Below are 19,622 nucleotides of genomic sequence, written 5' to 3'. Positions count from 1 at the left end.
GAGTTTTCTCATGAACGACGTTTTGGGGGATTGGGATGCCGGTGAGCTGACCTGTGGGAGCGAATTCATTCGCGAATCGGTTTTACAAACGCCGCATCTCCATCGCCTGCACCCCTTCGCGAATGAATTCGCTCCCACAGGTGGATCGGGCGGGAGCAGATCAGCTGTCAGTCTTTCTTTTCTTGCTCCAGCACTTTCGGCGTCGAGGGCAAACGCTCGACCACAGCAAGCTTTTCCGGGCTCTGCCGCTCACGCCAGGCGCGGAATGCGCTGAGTTCGGCTTCCAGGCTCTTCATCACCCACGCCAGGACCGCGATGTCGTCTAGCATGCCCAATCCCGGAATCCAGTCTGGAATGGCGTCCAACGGGCTCAAAAAATACATCAGCCCCGCCACCACCGACAAAATAGCCTTGCCACTGATGGCCCGGTACTCACCGCGCCAGTACGCCAGACACAGTGCCTGCAAGAGCTTGAGGTCGTCCTTGAGTTTGCCCAGCCGGTTGCCATCGCTCGCGGCCTTGCCCGCCACCGCGAACAACAATGCGGGCAAACGACCTGCTGCCATCAACCGCTTGGCCATGGGCAGGTAACGAATGAAATTCCAGGGTGCTTTCATATTCACTCCAGCGATATCGATAAAAATCGACCAAATGGCCCATCGCCCTCGATGGAAGAACCCGACCTGTAAACGCTCTTTTTCACGCACAAAAGGTTATCCACACAAATTGTGGATAACCTTGTGAACAGAGCCGGTTTACGGCGCTGAAACGCCCGTTTTATAGGGCTCTGCCTTAAATCGCGCGTTTTTTACTCACATAAATAAACGCAAAAAATCGTTGACTTGAGGGTTGGCCGAGGCTACCCACGACAGTTAAAAACCTGACGCATCGTTCAGCAAATGCCGACATTGCTCCATCTGCCAACGGTATTGGGACTGCCCTCTCCCTGCCCCGTTCGATTTATTTTCGGCAAAAACGAAAATGCCCCGTCGAGACGGGGCATTTCTGTTCAAGCGGCAATCGACGGATCGATTACTTCTTGGCAGCAGGCTTGGCAGGTTCTGCTGCCGGGGCAGCTTCTTCTTCCTCGTCCGCTGCGCCAGCGGCGTCGTTGCCGGCAGCAGCCGGGTCCTTGATGCCCAGCAGTTCCAGGTCGAACACCAGAACCGAGTTGGCCGGGATCATCGGGCTTGGGCTTTGAGCGCCATAAGCCAGATCGCTCGGGATGTAGAGCTTGATCTTCTCGCCAACGTGCATCAGTTGCAGGCCTTCGACCCAGCCCGGAATCACACCGCTGACCGGCAGATCGATCGGGCTGCCGCGCTCGACAGAGCTGTCGAACACCTTGCCGTCAGTCAGCTTGCCTTCGTAGTGAACGGTCACGACATCAGTCGGCTTGGGTACTGGGCCATCGGCTTGCTTGATGACTTCGTACTGCAGGCCAGAAGCGGTAGTGGTCACTTCTTTACGCTTGCCGTTTTCTTCGAGGAATTTCTTGCCAGCAGCTGCCGACTCTTCGCTCATCTTGGCCATGCGTTCTTCAGCACGCTTTTGCAGCTCACCGAAGGCCGCAACCAGCTCTTCGTCTTTCAGTTTCTGTTCTTTCTTGCCGACGGCATCTTCGATACCCAGCGCTACGGCTTTGGAATCCAGATCGTCCATGCCTTCTTGAGCCAGGCTCTTGCCCATGTTCAGGCCTATGCCGTAGGACGCTTTTTGTGCCGGGGTTTTCAGCTCAACGGTGCTGGCTTGCTTATCACAGCCCGCGAGTACCAGACCGACCAGGGCAATCGCCGCTGCCAACCGATGCTGTTTCATCCTGTTTCCTTGTTCATGCGCCGAAAGGGCAAACGAGTAAAGCCGCGAGCTTATCAGGCCGCCGCGATCAATGGCTACCGGCATGAGAGGGGGAAAAGGTCGATAAGTTCAGGTAACCAAAGGTTTTCTCGTTCTATCGAGAAAACGGTTCAGTTTTGGTTCAGGCGGCTTCTGCGGTTTCTCCAGCGCTCGCCGCCGGACTCAGCGACGGCTCAGGCCTGGGGAGCCGGCTTGCTGGCGAAAGCGGTGGAACGATCACCGACAAATTAGGATGAAACCCTCAGTAAACGTCCCTCACGTAGCGCTTCTGCTCGACCAACTGCCGCAAATGCTCGACCGCCCGGTCTTCGCTCAGGCCACCTTGGGTCGCGATTACGTCACGCAGCGCCTGATCGACGTCTTTGGCCATGTGCGTGGCGTCACCGCAGATATAAAGGTGCGCGCCGTTCTGCAACCAGCGCCAGAGTTCGGCGCCTTGTTGCCGAATGCGGTGCTGGACGTAGATTTTTTCGGCCTGATCGCGGGAAAAAGCCAGGCTGAGTCGGTTCAGCAGCCCGCCTTTTTGCATCCCTTGCAGTTCATCGCGGTAGTAGAAATCGGTGGCCGCGTGCTGCTCGCCGAAGAACAGCCAGTTGGCGCCCCGATCCCCTCTCGCCTGCCGCTCTTGCAGGAAAGCCCGAAACGGCGCCACGCCGGTGCCCGGTCCGATCATGATCATCGGCACATCGCCGTCGCGGGGTGGGCGAAAGTGCTGCGTCGGTTGCAGGAAAATCGGCACCGGGCTGTCGTCCGCTCGATCGGCGAGAAAGGTCGAGGACACGCCTTTGCGTTTGCCGTATCGAACCGCAGACACCGTCAGATGAACTTCATCGGGATGGGCTTTTGAACTGGAGGCGATGGAATACAGGCGCGGTTGCAAGGGTTTGAGCTGTTCCAGTAGCGCCTGCGCTGAGCACTGGATCGGATATTCGCGTAGCACATCTGCGAGCTGCCGCCCCCACAGCCAGCTTTTCAGCTCGCCCCTGAGGGATTCACCGAGCAGGACCTTCAGTTCCTGACTGCCGCTGCGCTCGGCAATGAAATTCAGCATCTCCGGGGTGGGCCGGGCGATTTCCAGATGCTCGGTCAACGCGTGCCGCAGCGAAACCTCCCCGGCCTTGGCGACGTGCACCGCTTGCTCGGCCTTGAGCCCCGTGAGGTCGAGCACTTCATCGACCAGCGCAGGGCAATTGCGCGGCCACACGCCCAAAGCGTCGCCCGCTTCATAGGTCATGCCCGAATCCCCGAGCGTGAGCGCGAACTGGCGCGTGTCTTTGCTTGCGCCCTGCCCGTTCAAGCGCCGATTGATCGAGAGCCGGGCGTAATGAGGACGTGTGCGGGTCGGCTGATCGCTGATCGTTTCCTGCATCTCGGCAGCAGGCAGCTCCAGCTCCAGCGCCTGCTGCAATGCCTTGAACCACATTTCGCCCGACGCCTGAAAATCCCCGTCACAATCGACCCGGTTCACCAGCGGCGTTGCGCCCAGTTCCGACAAGCGCTGATCAAGATTCCGACCGTGCTGGCAGAAGCGGTCATAACTCGGATCGCCCAACGCCAACACGGCGTAGCGCAGCGATTCCAGCCGCTGTTGTTGCGCACTCAGGGCCTGCCAGAAACCTTGGCCGTTGTCTGGAGAATCGCCGTCGCCGAAGGTGCTGCTGATCAGCGCGATGTTGTTGACTTCACTCAAGCGCTTCGCCGAAAAACTGTCCATCGCCGACACTTGTACCGGCACGCCTGCCGAGCGCAAACGTGAGCCGAAACCTTTGGCCAACGTCTCGGCATTGCCGGTCTGCGAGGCCCACAGCAAGGTCAAGAGTGGCTCGCCCTCAGCCTCGTCCACGGCGTCATCTTCTGTCTGCGGCAGGTCGAGAAAGCGATGGCCGATCAGCTCGACCTTTTTCAAGGCGACCGCGCAGAACTTGAATGCCGGCTGCCGGGAAATCGGGTCGATGGCGTCGCTGGTCACGGCGTTGATCGCGAGGTGTTCGCCGTACACGTCATTCCAGTGAAACGGCGCGAAGCAATTGCCGGGACGGACGCGGTCGGTGATCACGGCGGGCAACACGGCATGACCTCTCGCTGAGCGGATTTCCACCGCATCCTTGTCGGCGATGCCCAACGCAGCGGCGTCGTCCGGATGAATCTCGACGAAGGGGCCGGGGTTGAGTTTGTTCAGGGTCGCGACCTTGCCGGTCTTGGTCAGCGTGTGCCATTGGTGCTGCACGCGGCCCGTGTTGAGCACCATCGGAAAGGTATCGTTGGGCAGTTCGGCGGGCGGCATGTGCGGACGCGGCAGAAACACCGCCTTGCCGTTTTCGGTGGCAAACACAATGGCGGGACGCTGGCCGCTCTCGTCCTGTTTCAACATCTGACTGACGCCATCCTTCAGGTAACGAATCGGGTTGCGGGTGCCTGGGGCCTCCGGCGCGCAGGGCCATTGCAGTGGCTGTTCGCGCAAGCGCGCATAACTGGCGCCGCGAATGTCGTAGCCGGTTTTCGGGTTCCAGGCCTGTTTGATTTCCTCGAACACGTCTTCCGCCGAGGTGTAGCCGAAGGCGTCGGCAAAGCCCATTTCACAGGCCACGCGGGCGATGATTTGCCAGTCGGGCAAGGCCTCTCCCGGTGCATCGACGGCCTTTTGCGTGAGGTTCAGGTTGCGCTCGGAATTGATCATCACCCCTTCGGATTCTGCCCACAGCGCGCCCGGCAGAAGAATGTCGGCGTAGCGGTTAGTTTCGGTGTCGAGGAAGGCGTCCTGAGTAATGACCAATTCGGCAGCCTGCAACGCCTCGATCACCGTAGCGCGGTTGGCGACGCTGGCGACCGGGTTGGTGCAGATGATCCAGCAGGCTTTGATCGCGCCGTCGCGCATCTGCTCGAACATGTCGATGGTGCCGCCGCCAACGGTCTGGCCGAGGCTACTCTGGGGGATTGACCACAGCGCTTCTATAAAGGAACGGTCCTGTTCAACGAGGACCGAGCGCTGTCCGGGAAGTCCCGGCCCCATGTAGCCCATTTCCCTGCCGCCCATGGCATTGGGCTGGCCGGTCAGGGAGAACGGGCCACTGCCCGGCCGGCAAATCGCGCCGGTCGCCAGGTGCAGGTTGCACAACGCGTTGGTGTTCCAGGTGCCATGGGTGCTCTGGTTCAGGCCCATTGTCCAGCAGCTCATCCAGTCCGGCGCTTTGCCGATCATCGCAGCCGCCTGACGAATATCGGCTTCCGCCAGTCCCGTCATTCGCGCCACATGGGCGGGCGTGAAATCGGCCAGAAACGATGGCATGGCCTCCCAGCCCTGGGTATAGGACGCGATGAAGTCGGCATCAATATCGTCATTTTCGTACAGCAGGTGCAGCAAGCCGTTGAGCAACGCGAGGTCAGTCCCCGGCTTGATCTGCAAAAACAGGTCGGCTTTGTCCGCCGTGGCACTGCGCCGGGGATCAACGACAATCAGCTTCGCCCCCGCCTTGACCCGATCCATCATGCGCAGGAACAGGATCGGGTGACAGTCGGCCATGTTCGCGCCGATTACGAAAAACAGGTCGGCTTTGTCGAAATCGTCGTAGGAACCGGGCGGGCCATCGGCGCCGAGCGACAGTTTGTAGCCGCTGCCCGCACTGGCCATGCACAGCCGCGAGTTGGACTCGATGTTGCGGGTGCGCACGAAACCCTTGGCCAGTTTGTTGGCCAGGTATTGCGCTTCAAGCGACATTTGCCCGGAAACATAAAAGGCCAGCGCGTCCGGACCGTCGCGGTCGAGGATTGTGCGCAGGCGCTGAGCGGTTTCGCGGATCGCCACGTCGATGGGTGTACGCACGGGGTCTTGGCGGCGCTCGTGACGCAGGTAAGCTGACTCCATACGTCCGGATTCGGCAATCGCCTGGCCGCAGGTGGTGCCTTTGGTGCACAGGCGACCGTGGTTGGTGGGGTGGTCCTTGTCGCCGCTGACCTTGATCACGCGGTTGTCTTCGACCTGCATGACGATGCCGCAGCCGACGCCACAATAAGGACACACACTTCGCACGCTGTTGCTCGCCATCTGCACGTTTCCCGAGGCCAAAAAAAAGGCGCCCTGTCCTCCTCCGTCTTTAGAACGGGGAGTACACGGCGCCTTTGTCGTGAAGGACGGCAATCTGCGTTGATTGCCTTTGCAGGTGACATTGCAAGGGACAGGCCAGCGGGTTGAACATCGCCGGGAAGTGCACGGGCGCATGGCGATGGCGGCTTTGGGGGTGCTGCCGCTGACACGGCGTGCTGCCACAGGTTGGGGCGATGACGGCAAAATCGCACCGATGTCGTGCTGAATCGGTACGACACTCACACACACTCACCCGGTCTGGGCTCTTGATTCTGGCCGCAGGCCGTGGGAGCTGGCTTGCCTGCGATCGGCTGCGCAGCAGTCGCAAATCTGACGACTCGGTATGCCTGACGCAACGGAGGTGCCCGATTTTGCTGCCGCTTCGCCCCAGATCGTAGGCAAGCCAACTCCCACGCCCTTCGGGCAGAAGCCAAGGTACGTAGCCTGACGTTCGGTGCGCATTCCCCTCGCTGGCACACCCATTGCTACATCCATTCCAAGTCCAGCCACACATGCGCGGCTGGCGGCTCTGGCGGGTCAACGACGATCTGCCGCCGGGCTCAGCACGTTGCCGGCGACACCGCTGTCGCGACAACCCATAAAGAACAGGCAAAGGCGCCTGGAACCGAGAGGTTCCGGGCGCCTTTTTTTTGCGTTTGAAAAACCTGATTGGCTTAGGCCGGGAATCGATATGAACACTACTGTCGCCTCGCTTGATGATCTGCAAACCCTGATCGTGGTCGGCAACGGGATGGTCGGTCATCACTGCGTCGAGCAACTGATCGCCGCCGGCGCCCTCTCGCGCTATCGCGTTCACGTCTTCGGCGAGGAAGGCCAGCGCGCCTACGACCGCGTGCACCTGTCCGAGTATTTCGGCGGTCGGGATGCCGAGTCGCTGGCACTGAGCGATGCCTCGTTATATGAACAGCTCGGGCTGACCCTGCATCTGGGCGTGCCGGTGCTGGAGATTGACCGGGCGCGCCGCGAGGTGATCACCGCCCAAGGCTGCTTCGGCTACGACAAGCTGGTGCTGGCGACCGGCTCTTACCCCTTCGTGCCGCCCATCGAAGGCGCGGAAGGCAACTCGCGTCTGGTCTATCGCACGCTGGACGATCTGGACACCATTCGCGCCGCTGCGAGCCAGGCGACACGCGGCGTGGTGGTCGGTGGCGGCTTGCTCGGCCTCGAAGCCGCGAACGCGCTGAAATCCTTGGGTCTGGAAGCCCACGTCGTCGAATTCGCCCCGCGCCTGATGCCGGTGCAACTGGACGATTTCGGCGGCGCGGCCTTGAAGGCCCGTATCGAAGCCTTGGGGGTCGGCGTCCACCTCTCCCGCGCCACACAGTCGATCACCCGAGGCGAGCAGTACCGCTATCGAATGAATTTTGCGGGTGATGAATTCCTCGAAACTGACCTGATCGTGTTCTCGGCCGGCATTCGTCCGCAAGACGCCCTCGCCCGCCACTGCGCGCTGGAACTAGGGCCACGGGGTGGCATCGCCATCGATGAGCACTGCCGCACCAGCGATGCCGACATTTTCGCCATCGGTGAATGCGCGGCCTGGAACGGCAGTGTTTTTGGCCTGGTGGCGCCGGGGTATCAGATGGCGCGCAATGTCGCCGCGCAATTGTGCGATCTGGACGCCGAGCCATTCTTCGGTGCCGACATGTCCACCAAGCTCAAGCTGCTGGGCGTAGACGTCGGTTCGATTGGTGACGCCCATGGCGCGCTGACCGGCGCACGCAGCTACCGCTTCATCGACGAAGCCACGGCCAGTTATCGTCGTCTGGTGGTTTCCGCCGATGGCAAACAGGTGCTCGGTGCCGTGCTGGTGGGCGACAACAGCTATTACGACACCCTGCTGCAATACGCGCAGAACGGCATCAAACTGCCCGCCGACCCGTCGAGCCTGATCATGCCGCAAAGCGAAGGCGCGCCGACGCTGGGCGCCGACACATTGCCCGCCACCGCGACCATCTGCTCCTGCCACAACGTCAGCAAGGCCTCAATCTGCTCGGCCATCGACACCGGCTGCACCGACCTTGCCGGGCTCAAAGCCTGCACCAAGGCGGCGACCGGGTGCGGCGGGTGTGCGGCGCTGCTGAAAAGTGTCTTCGAACACGAACTGACCGGCCGTGGCGTGGCCGTGGACAAGAGCCTGTGCGAGCACTTCGCCTACACCCGGCAGGAGCTGTACGCCTTCGCACGGGTGGAAAACATCGAGACGTTCGAGCACATGCTAGCTCTCCACGGCAAAGGCCATCTTGGTTGCGACATCTGCAAGCCAGCGGTCGGCTCGATCCTTGCGTCTTGCTGGAACAAGCCGATCATGGACCCGTCACTGGTGCCGTTGCAGGACACCAACGACACGTTCATGGCCAACATGCAGAAAAACGGCACCTATTCGGTGGTCCCGCGCATCCCGGCGGGGGAGATTACCCCGGACGGTCTGCTGGCAATTGGCGCGGTGGCGAAGAAATACGACCTGTACACCAAGATCACCGGCGGCCAGCGCATCGACCTGTTTGGCGCGCAGCTGCATGAATTGCCGGACATCTGGGCCGAGCTGATCGCGGCCGGGTTCGAGACCGGGCATGCGTACGGCAAGTCGACGCGCACCGTGAAGTCCTGCGTGGGCAGTACATGGTGTCGGTATGGCGTGCAGGACAGCGTCAGCATGGCGTTGCGCATCGAGGACCGTTACAAGGGCCTGCGCTCGCCGCACAAACTGAAGTTTGCCGTATCGGGTTGCACCCGCGAATGCGCCGAAGCCCAGAGCAAGGACATCGGCGTGATCGCCACCGAGAACGGCTGGAACCTGTACGTGTGTGGCAACGGCGGCATGCGCCCGCGTCACGCCGAGCTGTTCGCCACGGACCTGGATGACGAGACGCTGATTCGCTACATCGACCGGGTGTTGATGTTCTACATCCGCACCGCCGACAAGCTGCAACGCACGTCGGTCTGGCGCGAATCGCTTGAAGGCGGGCTGGATTACCTGAAAGCCGTGGTCATCGACGACAGCCTGGGGTTGGCCGTCGAGTTGGAGGAACAAATGCAGCTGGTGGTCGATCGTTATGAATGCGAATGGGCGAATGCGCTGAAGAGCCCGGAAAAGCTCAAGCGCTTCCGCACCTTCGTCAACGACAGGAGCGCCGACCCGGACATCCATTTCGTCAAGGAGCGCAGCCAGCGTCGCCCGGCCCGCAGCCACGAACTCAACCTTATCCCTGTCGAGGAGATCGCACGATGAACCAGGTCCACGCGTCGATGAAAGACCTTTCGCACACCCAGGCCTGGCGCGCCGTCTGCGCCCGTCAGGATCTGGTGCTCAATTCCGGCGTCGTGGCGTTGATGGGCAACGTGCAAGTGGCGCTGCTGTACGTCGCCTCCATCACCGGCACCCCGCAGTTGTTCGCCGTGGACAACCGCGACCCGGTGTCGGGCGTGAACGTGATCGGACGCGGATTGATCGGCAGCCTCGCCGGGGATCTGGTGATCGCCTCACCTTTATATAAGCAGCATTATCGGTTGGACGACGGCACGTGCCTGGAAGACCCGGCGCTGAAGTTGCGGACGTGGCCGGTCAGATTGTCGGGGGATGTGGTGGAAGTGGATGTGGGGTAACACGGCCCGGCCTGAATCATACCGCGGACCCGCTTCTGCCCGAAGGGCGTAGGTGTGCCAGGGAGGCGTTCCACCTTGCCTGCGATCTGCTTCTGCCGAACGCGTAGGAGCAAGCTTGCTCGCGATCTGCCGGGCATCGGCAGCAAACCCGAAAAACGCGGTGTGTCAGACACAACCGAGGTGTCCGGTTCTACTGCTGCTTCGCAGCAGATCGTAGGCAAGGTGGAACGCCACCCCGGCACTCCTACGGCCTTCGGCCAGAATCAAGAGCAAACCCAAAGCGTCACCAAATCCCAGGCACAAAAAAAGCGACCCTAAGGTCGCTTTCTCTGTCGTTACGAGGAGTTCAAGGGCCTCGTAACTCAATATGGCGCAGCGGACGGGACTCGAACCCGCGACCCCCGGCGTGACAGGCCGGTATTCTAACCGACTGAACTACCGCTGCGCGTAACACCTTTCAACGAGTGGTGGGTGATGACGGGATCGAACCGCCGACCCTCTGCTTGTAAGGCAGATGCTCTCCCGGCTGAGCTAATCACCCTTGTCTCTCGGTGTGGCGCGCATTCTACGGAGCGATCAAACCTCTGGCAAGCACTTTTTCAAATAATTTTTATAATCCAACCAAAGGGTTACATCAGGGTTGGCCGCAGGGTCGCAGCAGCGAATAATGCCCCCCTTTGTATAAAGGAGAGCTGTCCCCCATGTGGTTCAAAAACCTGCTTGTCTATCGCCTGACCCAAGACCTGCCGTTTGACGCCGAGGCGCTGGAAACCGCATTGGCGACCAAGCCTGCACGCGCTTGTGCCAGCCAGGAGTTGACCACTTACGGTTTCATCGCCCCGTTCGGCAAGGGTGAAGACGCGCCATTGGTGCACGTCAGCGGCGATTTTCTGCTGATTTCCGCGCGCAAGGAAGAACGCATTCTCCCCGGCAGCGTGGTCAACGACGCGCTGAAAGAGAAAGTCGAAGAAATCGAGACCGAGCAAATGCGCAAGGTCTATAAAAAAGAGCGCGATCAGCTCAAGGACGAAATCATCCAGGCCTTCCTGCCGCGCGCGTTCATCCGCCGCTCGGCCACCTTCGCCGCCATCGCGCCGAAGCAAGGCGTAATCCTGGTCAACGCCTCCAGCCCTAAACGCGCCGAAGACCTGCTCTCTACCCTGCGTGAAGTGGTCGGTTCGCTGCCGGTGCGCCCGGTGACCGTGAAGACCGCGCCGACCGCCGTCATGACCGATTGGGTGAAGACCGGCCAGACCGCTGACAACTTCTTCGTCCTCGACGAATGCGAACTGCGCGACACCCACGAAGACGGCGGCATCGTGAAGTGCAAGCGTCAGGACCTGACCAGCGACGAAATCCAGCTGCACTTGAGCACTGGCAAGGTCGTCACCCAGCTGTCTCTTGCCTGGCAGGACAAACTGTCCTTCGTGCTGGACGACAAACTGGGCATCAAGCGCCTGAAGTTCGAAGACCTGCTGCAAGATCAGGCTGAACAGGACGGCGGCGACGACGCGCTGGGCCAACTGGACGCCAGCTTCACCTTGATGATGCTGACCTTCGGCGAGTTCTTGCCGGAGCTGTTCGAGGCGTTGGGTGGTGAAGAGATTCCCCAAGGTATCTGACAGCCCGACGCGGTATAAAGCATCACCTGCTGCGCCGTCGCTCATCGACGGCGCAGTGCTGATCGACACTTATAAATAGAGAAACCTAAGGAGCAAGCCATGCGTGCCCTGGCTGCGTTGAGTCGTTTTGTCGGTAATACCTTCGCGTACTGGGTGCTGCTGTTCGCCGTGTTGGCGTTCCTGTTCCCGGGCTGGTTCATTGCGCTGAAAACCCTGATCGTCCCGCTGCTGGGGCTGGTCATGTTCGGCATGGGCCTGACCCTCAAGCTTGAAGACTTCTCCGAAGTCGTGCGCCATCCGTGGCGTGTGGCGTTGGGCGTGGTTGCGCATTTCGTGATCATGCCGGGTGTGGCGTGGTTGCTGTGTCAGGTGTTCCACCTGCCAGCGGAAATTGCCGTCGGCGTGATTCTGGTCGGTTGCTGCCCAAGCGGCACGTCGTCCAACGTCATGACCTGGCTGGCCAAGGGCGACCTGGCGCTGTCGGTAGCCATCGCCGCCGTCACCACCCTCCTCGCCCCGCTGTTGACACCGGCGTTGATCTGGCTGCTGGCGTCTGCCTGGCTGCCGGTGTCTTTCATGGATATGTTCTGGTCGATCCTGCAATTCGTGATGCTGCCGATTGTGCTCGGCGTCGTTGCGCAAAAGGTCCTGGGCGAGAAGGTGCAATACGCCGTCGACGTGCTGCCGCTGATTTCGGTGGTGAGCATCGTGATGATCGTCTGCGCGGTGGTGGCGGCCAGTCAGGCGAAGATCGCCGAGTCGGGCCTGCTGATCATGGCCGTGGTGATCCTGCACAACACCTTCGGTTTCGGCCTGGGCTATTTCACCGGCAAGCTGTTCAAACTGCCGCTGCCCCAGCGCAAATCCCTGTCGCTGGAAGTCGGCATGCAGAATTCCGGCCTCGGCGCCGCCCTGGCCGCCGCGCACTTCTCGCCACTGGCGGCGGTGCCGAGCGCGCTGTTCAGCGTGTGGCACAACATCTCCGGTGCGCTGCTCTCGACGTATTTCCGGAAGATGGAGCCGGATGCGGTGGTGACGGAAGATCGGCCGGTGGTGGGCTGATCGGCCATGTGTCGGAGCAGGCGGCTTGTCTGACACACCACCGATCGGCAATGTGTCAGAGAAGGCATCTGGTCTGACACACCCCAATCACCCTGTGGGAGCGAATTCATTCGCGAAGGTATTTCAGGCGGCACATTCCTATCGGCTGAACCCTTTTCGCGAATGAATTCGCTCCTACAGGAAACTGCACTCCGCATCAGAACCGCAGCGCCTGATTAGCGCATTTCCCCTCTCAACGCCGCCACCCGCTCACGCACCCGCGCAGGTTGCGATTCATCTCCCGCCATCGCAGGCCCTGCCACCAGGGTCACCCGCGACCACAACCGACGGAACACGCCTTTGTTCGGATCGCGGCTGAAGAAGCTGCCCCACAGCCCCTGCAACGCCAGCGGAATCACCGGCACGTCGGTCTCTTCCAGCACGCGGGTCATGCCGCCTTTGAACTCGTCGATGTCGCCCGTGGTGGTCAGTTTGCCTTCGGGGAAGATGCACACCAACTCGCCTTCCTTGAGGTATTCGGCGATGCGCTTGAACGCCGCGTCGTAGATCAACAGGTCTTCGCCACGCCCGGCAATCGGGATCGCGCCAGCGGTGCGGAAGATGAAGTTCAGCACAGGGATGTTGAAGATTTTGTAGTACATGACGAAGCGGATCGGCCGACGCACCGAGCCTGCGATCAGCAACGCATCGACGAACGACACGTGGTTGCAGACCAGCAAGGCCGCGCCTTCGTCAGGGATTTGTTCGAGGTCGCGGTGCTCCACGCGGTACATGGAATGGCTGAGCAGCCAGATCATGAAACGCATGGTGAATTCCGGGACGATCTTGAAGATGTAGGTGTTGACCGCGATGTTCATCAGCGAGACGACGAGGAACAGTTGCGGGATCGACAGCTTCACCACGCTGAGGAAGATGATCGAGACAATCGCCGAGACCACCATGAACAGCGCATTGAGGATGTTGTTCGAAGCGATCACCCGCGAGCGCTCTTTCTCCGGCGTACGCGACTGGATCAGCGCGTACAGCGGCACGATGTAGAAGCCACCGAACACGCCGATGCCAAGGATGTCGAGCAGCACCCACCACGCCTGACCGTAACCCAGCACAGCCAGCCAGTTGTTGGCCTGAACGTTCTGCGGGAAACCGCCGGAATGCCACCACAGCAGTAGGCCAAACACGGTCAAGCCTGCCGAACCGAAGGGCACCAGGCCGATTTCCACTTTGCGTCCCGACAGCCGCTCGCAGAGCATCGAACCTGCGGCAATGCCGATGGAGAACACGGTGAGGATCAGGGTGACGACGGTTTCATCGCCGTAGAGAAATTCCTTGGCGTACGCCGGAATCTGCGTCAGGTAGATCGCACCGACAAACCAGAACCAGGAGTTGCCGACGATGGAGCGCGACACCGCTTTGGTCTGGCCGAGGCCCAGTTTCAGGGTGGCCCAGGATTCGCTGAAGATGTTCCAGTTCAGGCGCATTTCCGGGCTGGCGGCTGCGGCGGGAGGAATGCCGCGACTGGCGAGGTAACCCAGGCACGCCACCAGCACCATCGCGGTCGAGACAATAGGCGCGTAATGGGTGGCCGACATCATGATCCCGGCGCCGATGGTCCCGGCGAGAATCGCCAGGAAGGTGCCCATTTCCACCAGACCGTTGCCGCCCACCAGTTCGTTTTCGTGCAGGTGCTGGGGCAGGATCGAGTATTTCACCGGCCCGAACAGCGCCGAGTGGGTGCCCATGGCGAACAGCGCGGCGAGCATCAACGACAGGTGATCGAACAGAAAGCCGACAGCGCCGACCACCATGATGCCGATCTCCAGCACCTTGATCATGCGGATCAGCCGGTCTTTGGGGTACTTCTCCCCGAACTGCCCCGCCAGCGCCGAGAACAAAAAGAACGGCAGGATGAACAGCAAGGCGCAGAGGTTGACGTAGATCGAACGGTCACCGTCGATGGCGAGCTTGTAGAGGATGGCGAGGATCAGCGATTGCTTGAAGATGTTGTCGTTGAAGGCCCCGAGGGACTGGGTCACGAAGAACGGCAGGAAACGCCGTTTGCCCAACAAATTGAACTGCGACTGACTCATCGTCCAGGGTCCTGAATGGCGCCGCTATCGGCTTTTGGATTGGAACGCAGGAGAGCCGATCCGAGCCACATTGAAGACGCAACAGGCGTTTCTGTCGATGCACATTTTCTGTGGGAGCGAATTCATTCACGAAGGTATTTCAGGCGGCACCTCTCTATCGGCTGAACCTTTTTCGCGGATGAATTCGATCCCACAGTTTGATGTCGTGCAGGCAGTGAGAACCTTACCCTTTCAAACCCGCAATACACGGCGAGACGAACAGCGTTCCTTTATAGGCACCTACCACGGTGCGTTTCATGATCACCAGCCACAGCGCCGCCAGACCGGCGACCAGCACGCTGCCGAAGACCGAAAAGAACCCCAGATTCAACACCGCCCCCAGCTTCAGCGTGGTCAACGCAAACACGCCCAACGGAAAGGTAAAGCCCCACCAGCCGAGATTGAACGGGATGCCGTTGCGCAGGTAACGCGCCGTGATCAGCACGGCCATCAGCAGCCACCACACACCGACGCCCCAGAGCATGATCCCTGCGATCAACCCCAATCCCGCCGCAATCTCGCCCACACCGGGCAATCCATTGGCGGCGAATATTTGTGGCGACTCAGCGCCCAGCACCATCAAGCCGAACGCGCCGGTGCTGATCGGCCCCAACGCCAGCCAACTCGACGCTGCCATGTTTTCGTGGGGCAGTTTGTGCAACGCCATGCGCAGCAGAAGGATCGTCAGAATGCTGAACGCCACGGGCACCGACAACGCCCACAGCACGTAACTGGTGATGAGCACACTGAACTGGCTGTGGGTGTCCGTCAGATGCGGCGCCAGCAATCCCCCACTGGCCGCCGCCACTTCCGCCGCGACCACGGGCAGCAACCATACCGCTGTCATTTGGTCGATGCTGTGCTGCTGGCGGGTGAACATCATGAACGGGATCAGCACGCCGCAGCCCACCGACATCGCCACGTCCAGCCACCAGAGCAGTTCCGCGACGGGCACCACACCGACGCCCCAGTGCGGCAGGCCGAACGTCAGCAGCCCGTTGATGATCGTCGCCAGCCCCATGGGAATCGTGCCGAAGAACATCGAGACCGTGGAATGCCCGAACACCCGCTGCGCTTCGTCGAAGAACATCATCCATCGAGCGGTGTAGAGGACGCTGAAGGTCAGAAACAGCGCGATGTTCAGCAGCCACAGGGCTTCGGCCAACTGGAACAGGCCGGGGACATGAACAGGCAATTGCGTGAGAACGGCCGAGAGAATCCCGGTGCCCATGGTCACGGCGAACCAGTTGGGGGTGAATTGGCGGATGACTTCGCGCGGGTGGCTCAGTTGGCTGAAGGGCCTGCTCGCGGCGACGAAAAAACTGTGACTCATGGGATGGCTCCTGTCCTCGTGTGAGGTGATCTCCATGGTAGGGCGTCAGGTGATATCGACTAAGCGGGTAATTTCGCTATGGGTCATAGGTTTTACAGATATACACGCCGGTCACGTATGCCACCGATCTGTAGGAGTGAGCTTGCTCGCGATGGCGATTCCCCGGTCGGGATGGGTTGACAGGTAACACGCGATCGCGAGCAAGCTCACTCCTACAGGTCATCACGGTAGCCGGAATCAGCGGCAGCCTCGGAAAACCCCGCGCCCGCTCAGACCTTGGTCGAAACAGACGAACGTCACCCGGCGTGCGAGACTGTGTGACCTGCGAAGGATCGCAGCCGAAACCGCACCTGCTTGAGTCTGGAGTTCCCATGTCGCTGTCCAGCGGACTGATCGCTGCCGTCGCCCTGGCCTATATGGCCATCATGTTCGCCATCGCCTTTTACGGTGATCGTCGCAGCGGTGCCTTGCCGCCGCGCTTGCGTGCGTGGGTGTACAGCCTGTCGCTGGCGGTTTACTGCACCAGTTGGACGTTTTTCGGGGCCGTAGGTCAGGCCGCCGAGCAGTTGTGGTCGTTCCTGCCGATTTACCTCGGGCCCATCGTGATGTTGGTGTTGGCGCCGTGGGTGCTGCAAAAGATGGTCCTGATCAGCAAGCAGGAAAACATCACCTCCATCGCCGACTTCATTGCCGCCCGCTACGGGAAATCTCAGACCCTGGCCATCGTCGTCGCGCTGATCTGCCTGATCGGCGTGCTGCCCTACATCGCCCTGCAACTCAAAGGCATCGTGCTCGGCGTGAACATCCTGATCGGGGCCGGAGCCGATGCCACGGGCACGCGGGCGCAGGACACCGCGCTGATCGTGTCGCTGGTGCTGGCGCTGTTCACCATCGTGTTCGGCACGCGCAACCTCGACGCGACCGAACACCACCGGGGCATGGTGCTGGCGATTGCCTTCGAGTCGCTGGTCAAGCTGTTCGCCTTCATGGCCGTCGGCGTGTTCGTGACTTTCGGCCTGTACGACGGCGTGGACGACCTGTTCAATCAGGCGATGCTGGCGCCGCGTCTGGAAGAGTACTGGAAGGAAACCATCAACTGGCCGTCGATGGTGGTGCAGACCGGCGTGGCGATGATGGCCATCGTCTGCCTGCCCCGACAGTTCCACGTGACGGTGGTCGAGAACATCGAGCCTCAAGACCTGCGCCTGGCCAAATGGGTATTCCCGATTTACCTGCTGCTGGCCGGGCTGTTCGTAGTGCCTATCGCGCTGGCCGGGCAGATGCTGCTGCCCAGTTCGGTGCTGCCGGATTCGTTCGTGATCAGCGTGCCGCTGGCCCACGCGCACCCTGCGTTGGCCATGCTCGCCTTCATCGGCGGCGCCTCGGCGGCGACGGGCATGGTGATCGTGGCCAGCGTCGCGCTGTCGACCATGGTCTCCAACGACATGCTGCTGCCGTGGCTGTTGCGCCGCAAAACCGCCGAGCGCCCGTTCGAAGTGTTCCGTTACTGGATGCTGTCAGTGCGCCGGGTCAGCATCGTCGCGATTCTGCTGCTGGCTTACGTCAGCTATCGCCTGCTCGGCTCGACCGCGAGCCTGGCGACCATCGGCCAGATCGCCTTCGCCGCGATCACGCAATTGACCCCTGCGATGATCGGCGCGTTGTACTGGAAACCCGCCAATCGTCGAGGCGTGTTCGCAGGGCTGGCGGCGGGCGTGTTCATCTGGTTCTACACCCTCGTCCTGCCGCTCACTGCCCACAGCATGGGCTGGGCGCTGAGCAGTTTTCCGCTGCTGGGCTGGCTGCACAGCAACCCGTTCAACCTGCCGATCAGCCCGTTGACCCAAGGCGTGCTGTTGTCGATGGCGGGCAACTTCGCGCTGTTCGTGTGGGTCTCGCTGCTGTCGCGCACGCGGGTGTCGGAACACTGGCAGGCCGGGCGTTTCATCGGTCAGGAATTGCAGGCGCGGCCCAATAATCGCTCGCTGCTGGCCGTGCAGATCGAAGACTTGCTCAAGCTCTCGGCGCGTTTTGTGGGCGAGGAACGGGCGCAGCAGAGCTTCATCCGCTTCGCCTACCGGCAGGGCAAGGGCTTCAACCCGAACCAGAACGCCAACGGCGAATGGATCGCCCACACCGAGCGGCTGCTGGCGGGTGTCCTCGGCACCTCCTCGACCCGCGCCGTGGTGAAGGCGGCCATCGAAGGCCGCGACATGCAGCTCGAAGACGTGGTGCGCATCGCCGACGAAGCGTCCGAGGTGCTGCAGTTCAACCGCGCGCTGTTGCAGGGCGCCATCGAAAACATTACCCAGGGCATCAGCGTGGTGGACCAGTCGCTGAAACTGGTGGCCTGGAACGACCGCTACCTCGAACTGTTCAACTACCCGGAGGGCCTGATCAGCGTCGGGCGCCCGATTGCCGACATCATCCGCTACAACGCTGAACGGGGTTTACTCGGGCCGGGAGAAGCGGAAGTTCACATCGCCCGCCGCTTGCACTGGATGCGTCAGGGGCGCGCGCACACCTCCGAGCGCCTGTTTCCCAACGGCCGGGTGATCGAGCTGATCGGCAACCCGATGCCGGGCGGCGGGTTCGTCATGAGTTTCACCGACATCACGGCGTTCCGTGAGGCCGAACAGGCGCTCAAGGGCGTCAACGAAAGCCTCGAACAGCGCGTGGCCGAACGCACCCGCGAGTTGTCGCAACTCAACGTCGCCCTGACCGAAGCCAAGGCCCACGCCGAGGCCGCGAACCAGTCGAAAACCCGCTTTCTCGCGGCGGTCAGTCACGACCTGATGCAGCCGATGAACGCGGCGCGGCTGTTCTCCGCCGCGCTGCTGCACGTGGATGACAGCATTCCCGATGAGGCGCAGAAACTGATTCAGCACCTCGACAGCTCGCTGCGTTCCGCCGAAGACCTGATCAGTGACCTGCTGGACATTTCCCGCCTGGAAAACGGCAAATTCACGCCAACGATCGCGCCCTTCCCGCTCAACAACCTGTTCGACACGTTGGGCGCGGAATTCAAAGCGCTGGCCCAGGAACAGGGTCTGAACTTCCGGGTGCGCGGCAGTCAATTGCGAGTCGCCAGCGATGCGAAGCTGTTGCGCCGGGTGTTGCAGAATTTCCTCACCAACGCGTTCCGTTACGCGAAAGGTCCGATCTTGCTCGGCGTGCGACGCAAGGGCGCATCCGTAAGCCTGGAAGTGTGGGATCGCGGGCCGGGCATTCCCGAAGACAAACGCCAAGTGATTTTCGAAGAATTCAAACGCCTCGACAGCCACCAGACCCGCGCCGAAAAAGGCCTGGGCCTGGGGCTGGCGATTGCCGATGGTCTGTGTCGCGTGCTGGGCCATACCCTCGAAGTGCGTTCATGGCCGGGCAAGGGCAGCGTGTTCAGCGTCACCGTGCCGCTGGCCCGCACCCAAGCCGCGCCGCAAGCCGTGGCGGTCGAGCCGAAACGCGCCGCCTTGAATGGCACGCAGGTGCTGTGCATCGACAATGAAGACAGCATTCTGATTGGCATGAACAGCCTGCTCAGCCGTTGGGGCTGTCAGGTGTGGACGGCGCGCAACCGCGAGGAATGCCAGACCTTGCTCGACGACGGCATCCGCCCGCATCTGGCGTTGGTGGATTACCACCTTGACCACGGCGAAACCGGCACCGAGCTCATGGCGTGGCTGCGCACGCAGTTGGGTGAGCCGGTGCCTGGGGTGCTGATCAGCGCCGACGGGCGCCCGGAGTTGATCGCGCAAGTGCACGCGGCCGGACTGGATTACCTGGCCAAGCCGGTTAAACCCGCCGCCTTGCGGGCGCTATTAAGCCGACACGTGAGTTTGAGTTGATCGGGCGCCCGCATTGGCCGACTTCACCCCTGTAGCCGATCGCGCAACGCTGCCGGGGGAACGATGACC

Annotated in this window: 10 protein-coding genes and 2 tRNA genes; 5 read left to right on the top strand and 7 right to left on the bottom strand. The window is 61.3% G+C overall.

The annotated features are described in order from the left end of the window. Nucleotides 1-167: 167 nt before the first annotated feature. From ACWKWE_RS17050 to ACWKWE_RS17040, 3 genes are all read right to left on the bottom strand, one after another. Nucleotides 168-617, bottom strand: coding sequence for a YkvA family protein (locus ACWKWE_RS17050; RefSeq protein ID WP_166593392.1), 450 nt, complete (start codon nucleotides 615-617; stop codon nucleotides 168-170). Nucleotides 618-1,032: 415 nt separating this feature from the next. Further along, entirely contained in the window at nucleotides 1,033-1,818 is a 786-nt protein-coding gene (gene bamJ / locus ACWKWE_RS17045; RefSeq protein WP_166593393.1) for a BamJ family beta-barrel-assembly machinery protein, read from the bottom strand. A 280-nt stretch (nucleotides 1,819-2,098) separates the two neighbouring features. Continuing rightward, nucleotides 2,099-5,899 (bottom strand): bifunctional nitrate reductase/sulfite reductase flavoprotein subunit alpha, encoded by a 3,801-nt coding sequence (locus tag ACWKWE_RS17040; protein WP_483851175.1) that lies wholly within the window; start codon nucleotides 5,897-5,899, stop codon nucleotides 2,099-2,101. A 730-nt stretch (nucleotides 5,900-6,629) separates the two neighbouring features. Between ACWKWE_RS17040 and nirB the strand changes: the two genes are divergently transcribed. Beyond that, nucleotides 6,630-9,191 carry a nitrite reductase large subunit NirB gene (gene nirB / locus ACWKWE_RS17035; RefSeq protein WP_483851174.1) on the top strand — a complete coding sequence of 854 codons (2,562 nt, stop codon included), beginning with the start codon at nucleotides 6,630-6,632 and terminating at the stop codon, nucleotides 9,189-9,191. After that, nucleotides 9,188-9,565, top strand: a complete 378-nt coding sequence (nirD, locus tag ACWKWE_RS17030; protein WP_483851173.1) for a nitrite reductase small subunit NirD — start codon at nucleotides 9,188-9,190, stop codon at nucleotides 9,563-9,565. Before nirB ends, nirD begins: the two co-directional genes overlap by 4 nt. Nucleotides 9,566-9,933: 368 nt before the next feature. Here the strand turns inward: nirD and ACWKWE_RS17025 are convergent. Beyond that, nucleotides 9,934-10,010, bottom strand: a tRNA-Asp gene (locus ACWKWE_RS17025). 20 nt (nucleotides 10,011-10,030) lie between these two features. After that, nucleotides 10,031-10,106: transfer RNA gene (locus tag ACWKWE_RS17020), tRNA-Val, on the bottom strand. 160 nt (nucleotides 10,107-10,266) lie between these two features. On the opposite strand from ACWKWE_RS17020, the gene rdgC reads away from it, so the two are divergent. Further along, nucleotides 10,267-11,187 carry a recombination-associated protein RdgC gene (rdgC, locus tag ACWKWE_RS17015; RefSeq protein ID WP_166593397.1) on the top strand — a complete coding sequence of 307 codons (921 nt, stop codon included), beginning with the start codon at nucleotides 10,267-10,269 and terminating at the stop codon, nucleotides 11,185-11,187. A gap of 99 nt (nucleotides 11,188-11,286) precedes the next feature. After that, on the top strand, nucleotides 11,287-12,249 hold the full coding sequence (locus ACWKWE_RS17010) for a bile acid:sodium symporter family protein (RefSeq protein ID WP_483851172.1): 963 nt from the start codon (nucleotides 11,287-11,289) through the stop codon (nucleotides 12,247-12,249). A 215-nt stretch (nucleotides 12,250-12,464) separates the two neighbouring features. On the opposite strand, the gene ACWKWE_RS17005 is transcribed toward ACWKWE_RS17010, so the two are convergent. Both ACWKWE_RS17005 and ACWKWE_RS17000 read right to left on the bottom strand, forming a co-directional pair. Continuing rightward, entirely contained in the window at nucleotides 12,465-14,336 is a 1,872-nt protein-coding gene (locus ACWKWE_RS17005; protein ID WP_483851171.1) for an MFS transporter, read from the bottom strand. A 223-nt stretch (nucleotides 14,337-14,559) separates the two neighbouring features. Continuing rightward, nucleotides 14,560-15,708 (bottom strand): TDT family transporter, encoded by a 1,149-nt coding sequence (locus ACWKWE_RS17000; RefSeq protein ID WP_483851170.1) that lies wholly within the window; start codon nucleotides 15,706-15,708, stop codon nucleotides 14,560-14,562. Between the two features lie 371 nt (nucleotides 15,709-16,079). Between ACWKWE_RS17000 and ACWKWE_RS16995 the strand changes: the two genes are divergently transcribed. Next, nucleotides 16,080-19,553: a hybrid sensor histidine kinase/response regulator gene (locus ACWKWE_RS16995; protein ID WP_166593401.1), complete on the top strand. Its 3,474-nt coding sequence runs from the start codon at nucleotides 16,080-16,082 to the stop codon at nucleotides 19,551-19,553. Nucleotides 19,554-19,622 lie beyond the last annotated feature (69 nt).

The organism is Pseudomonas salicis, from assembly GCF_057128705.1.
Note: the sequence above shows the minus strand (reverse complement) of the source record. Positions and strands in the feature narration are given on the sequence as shown.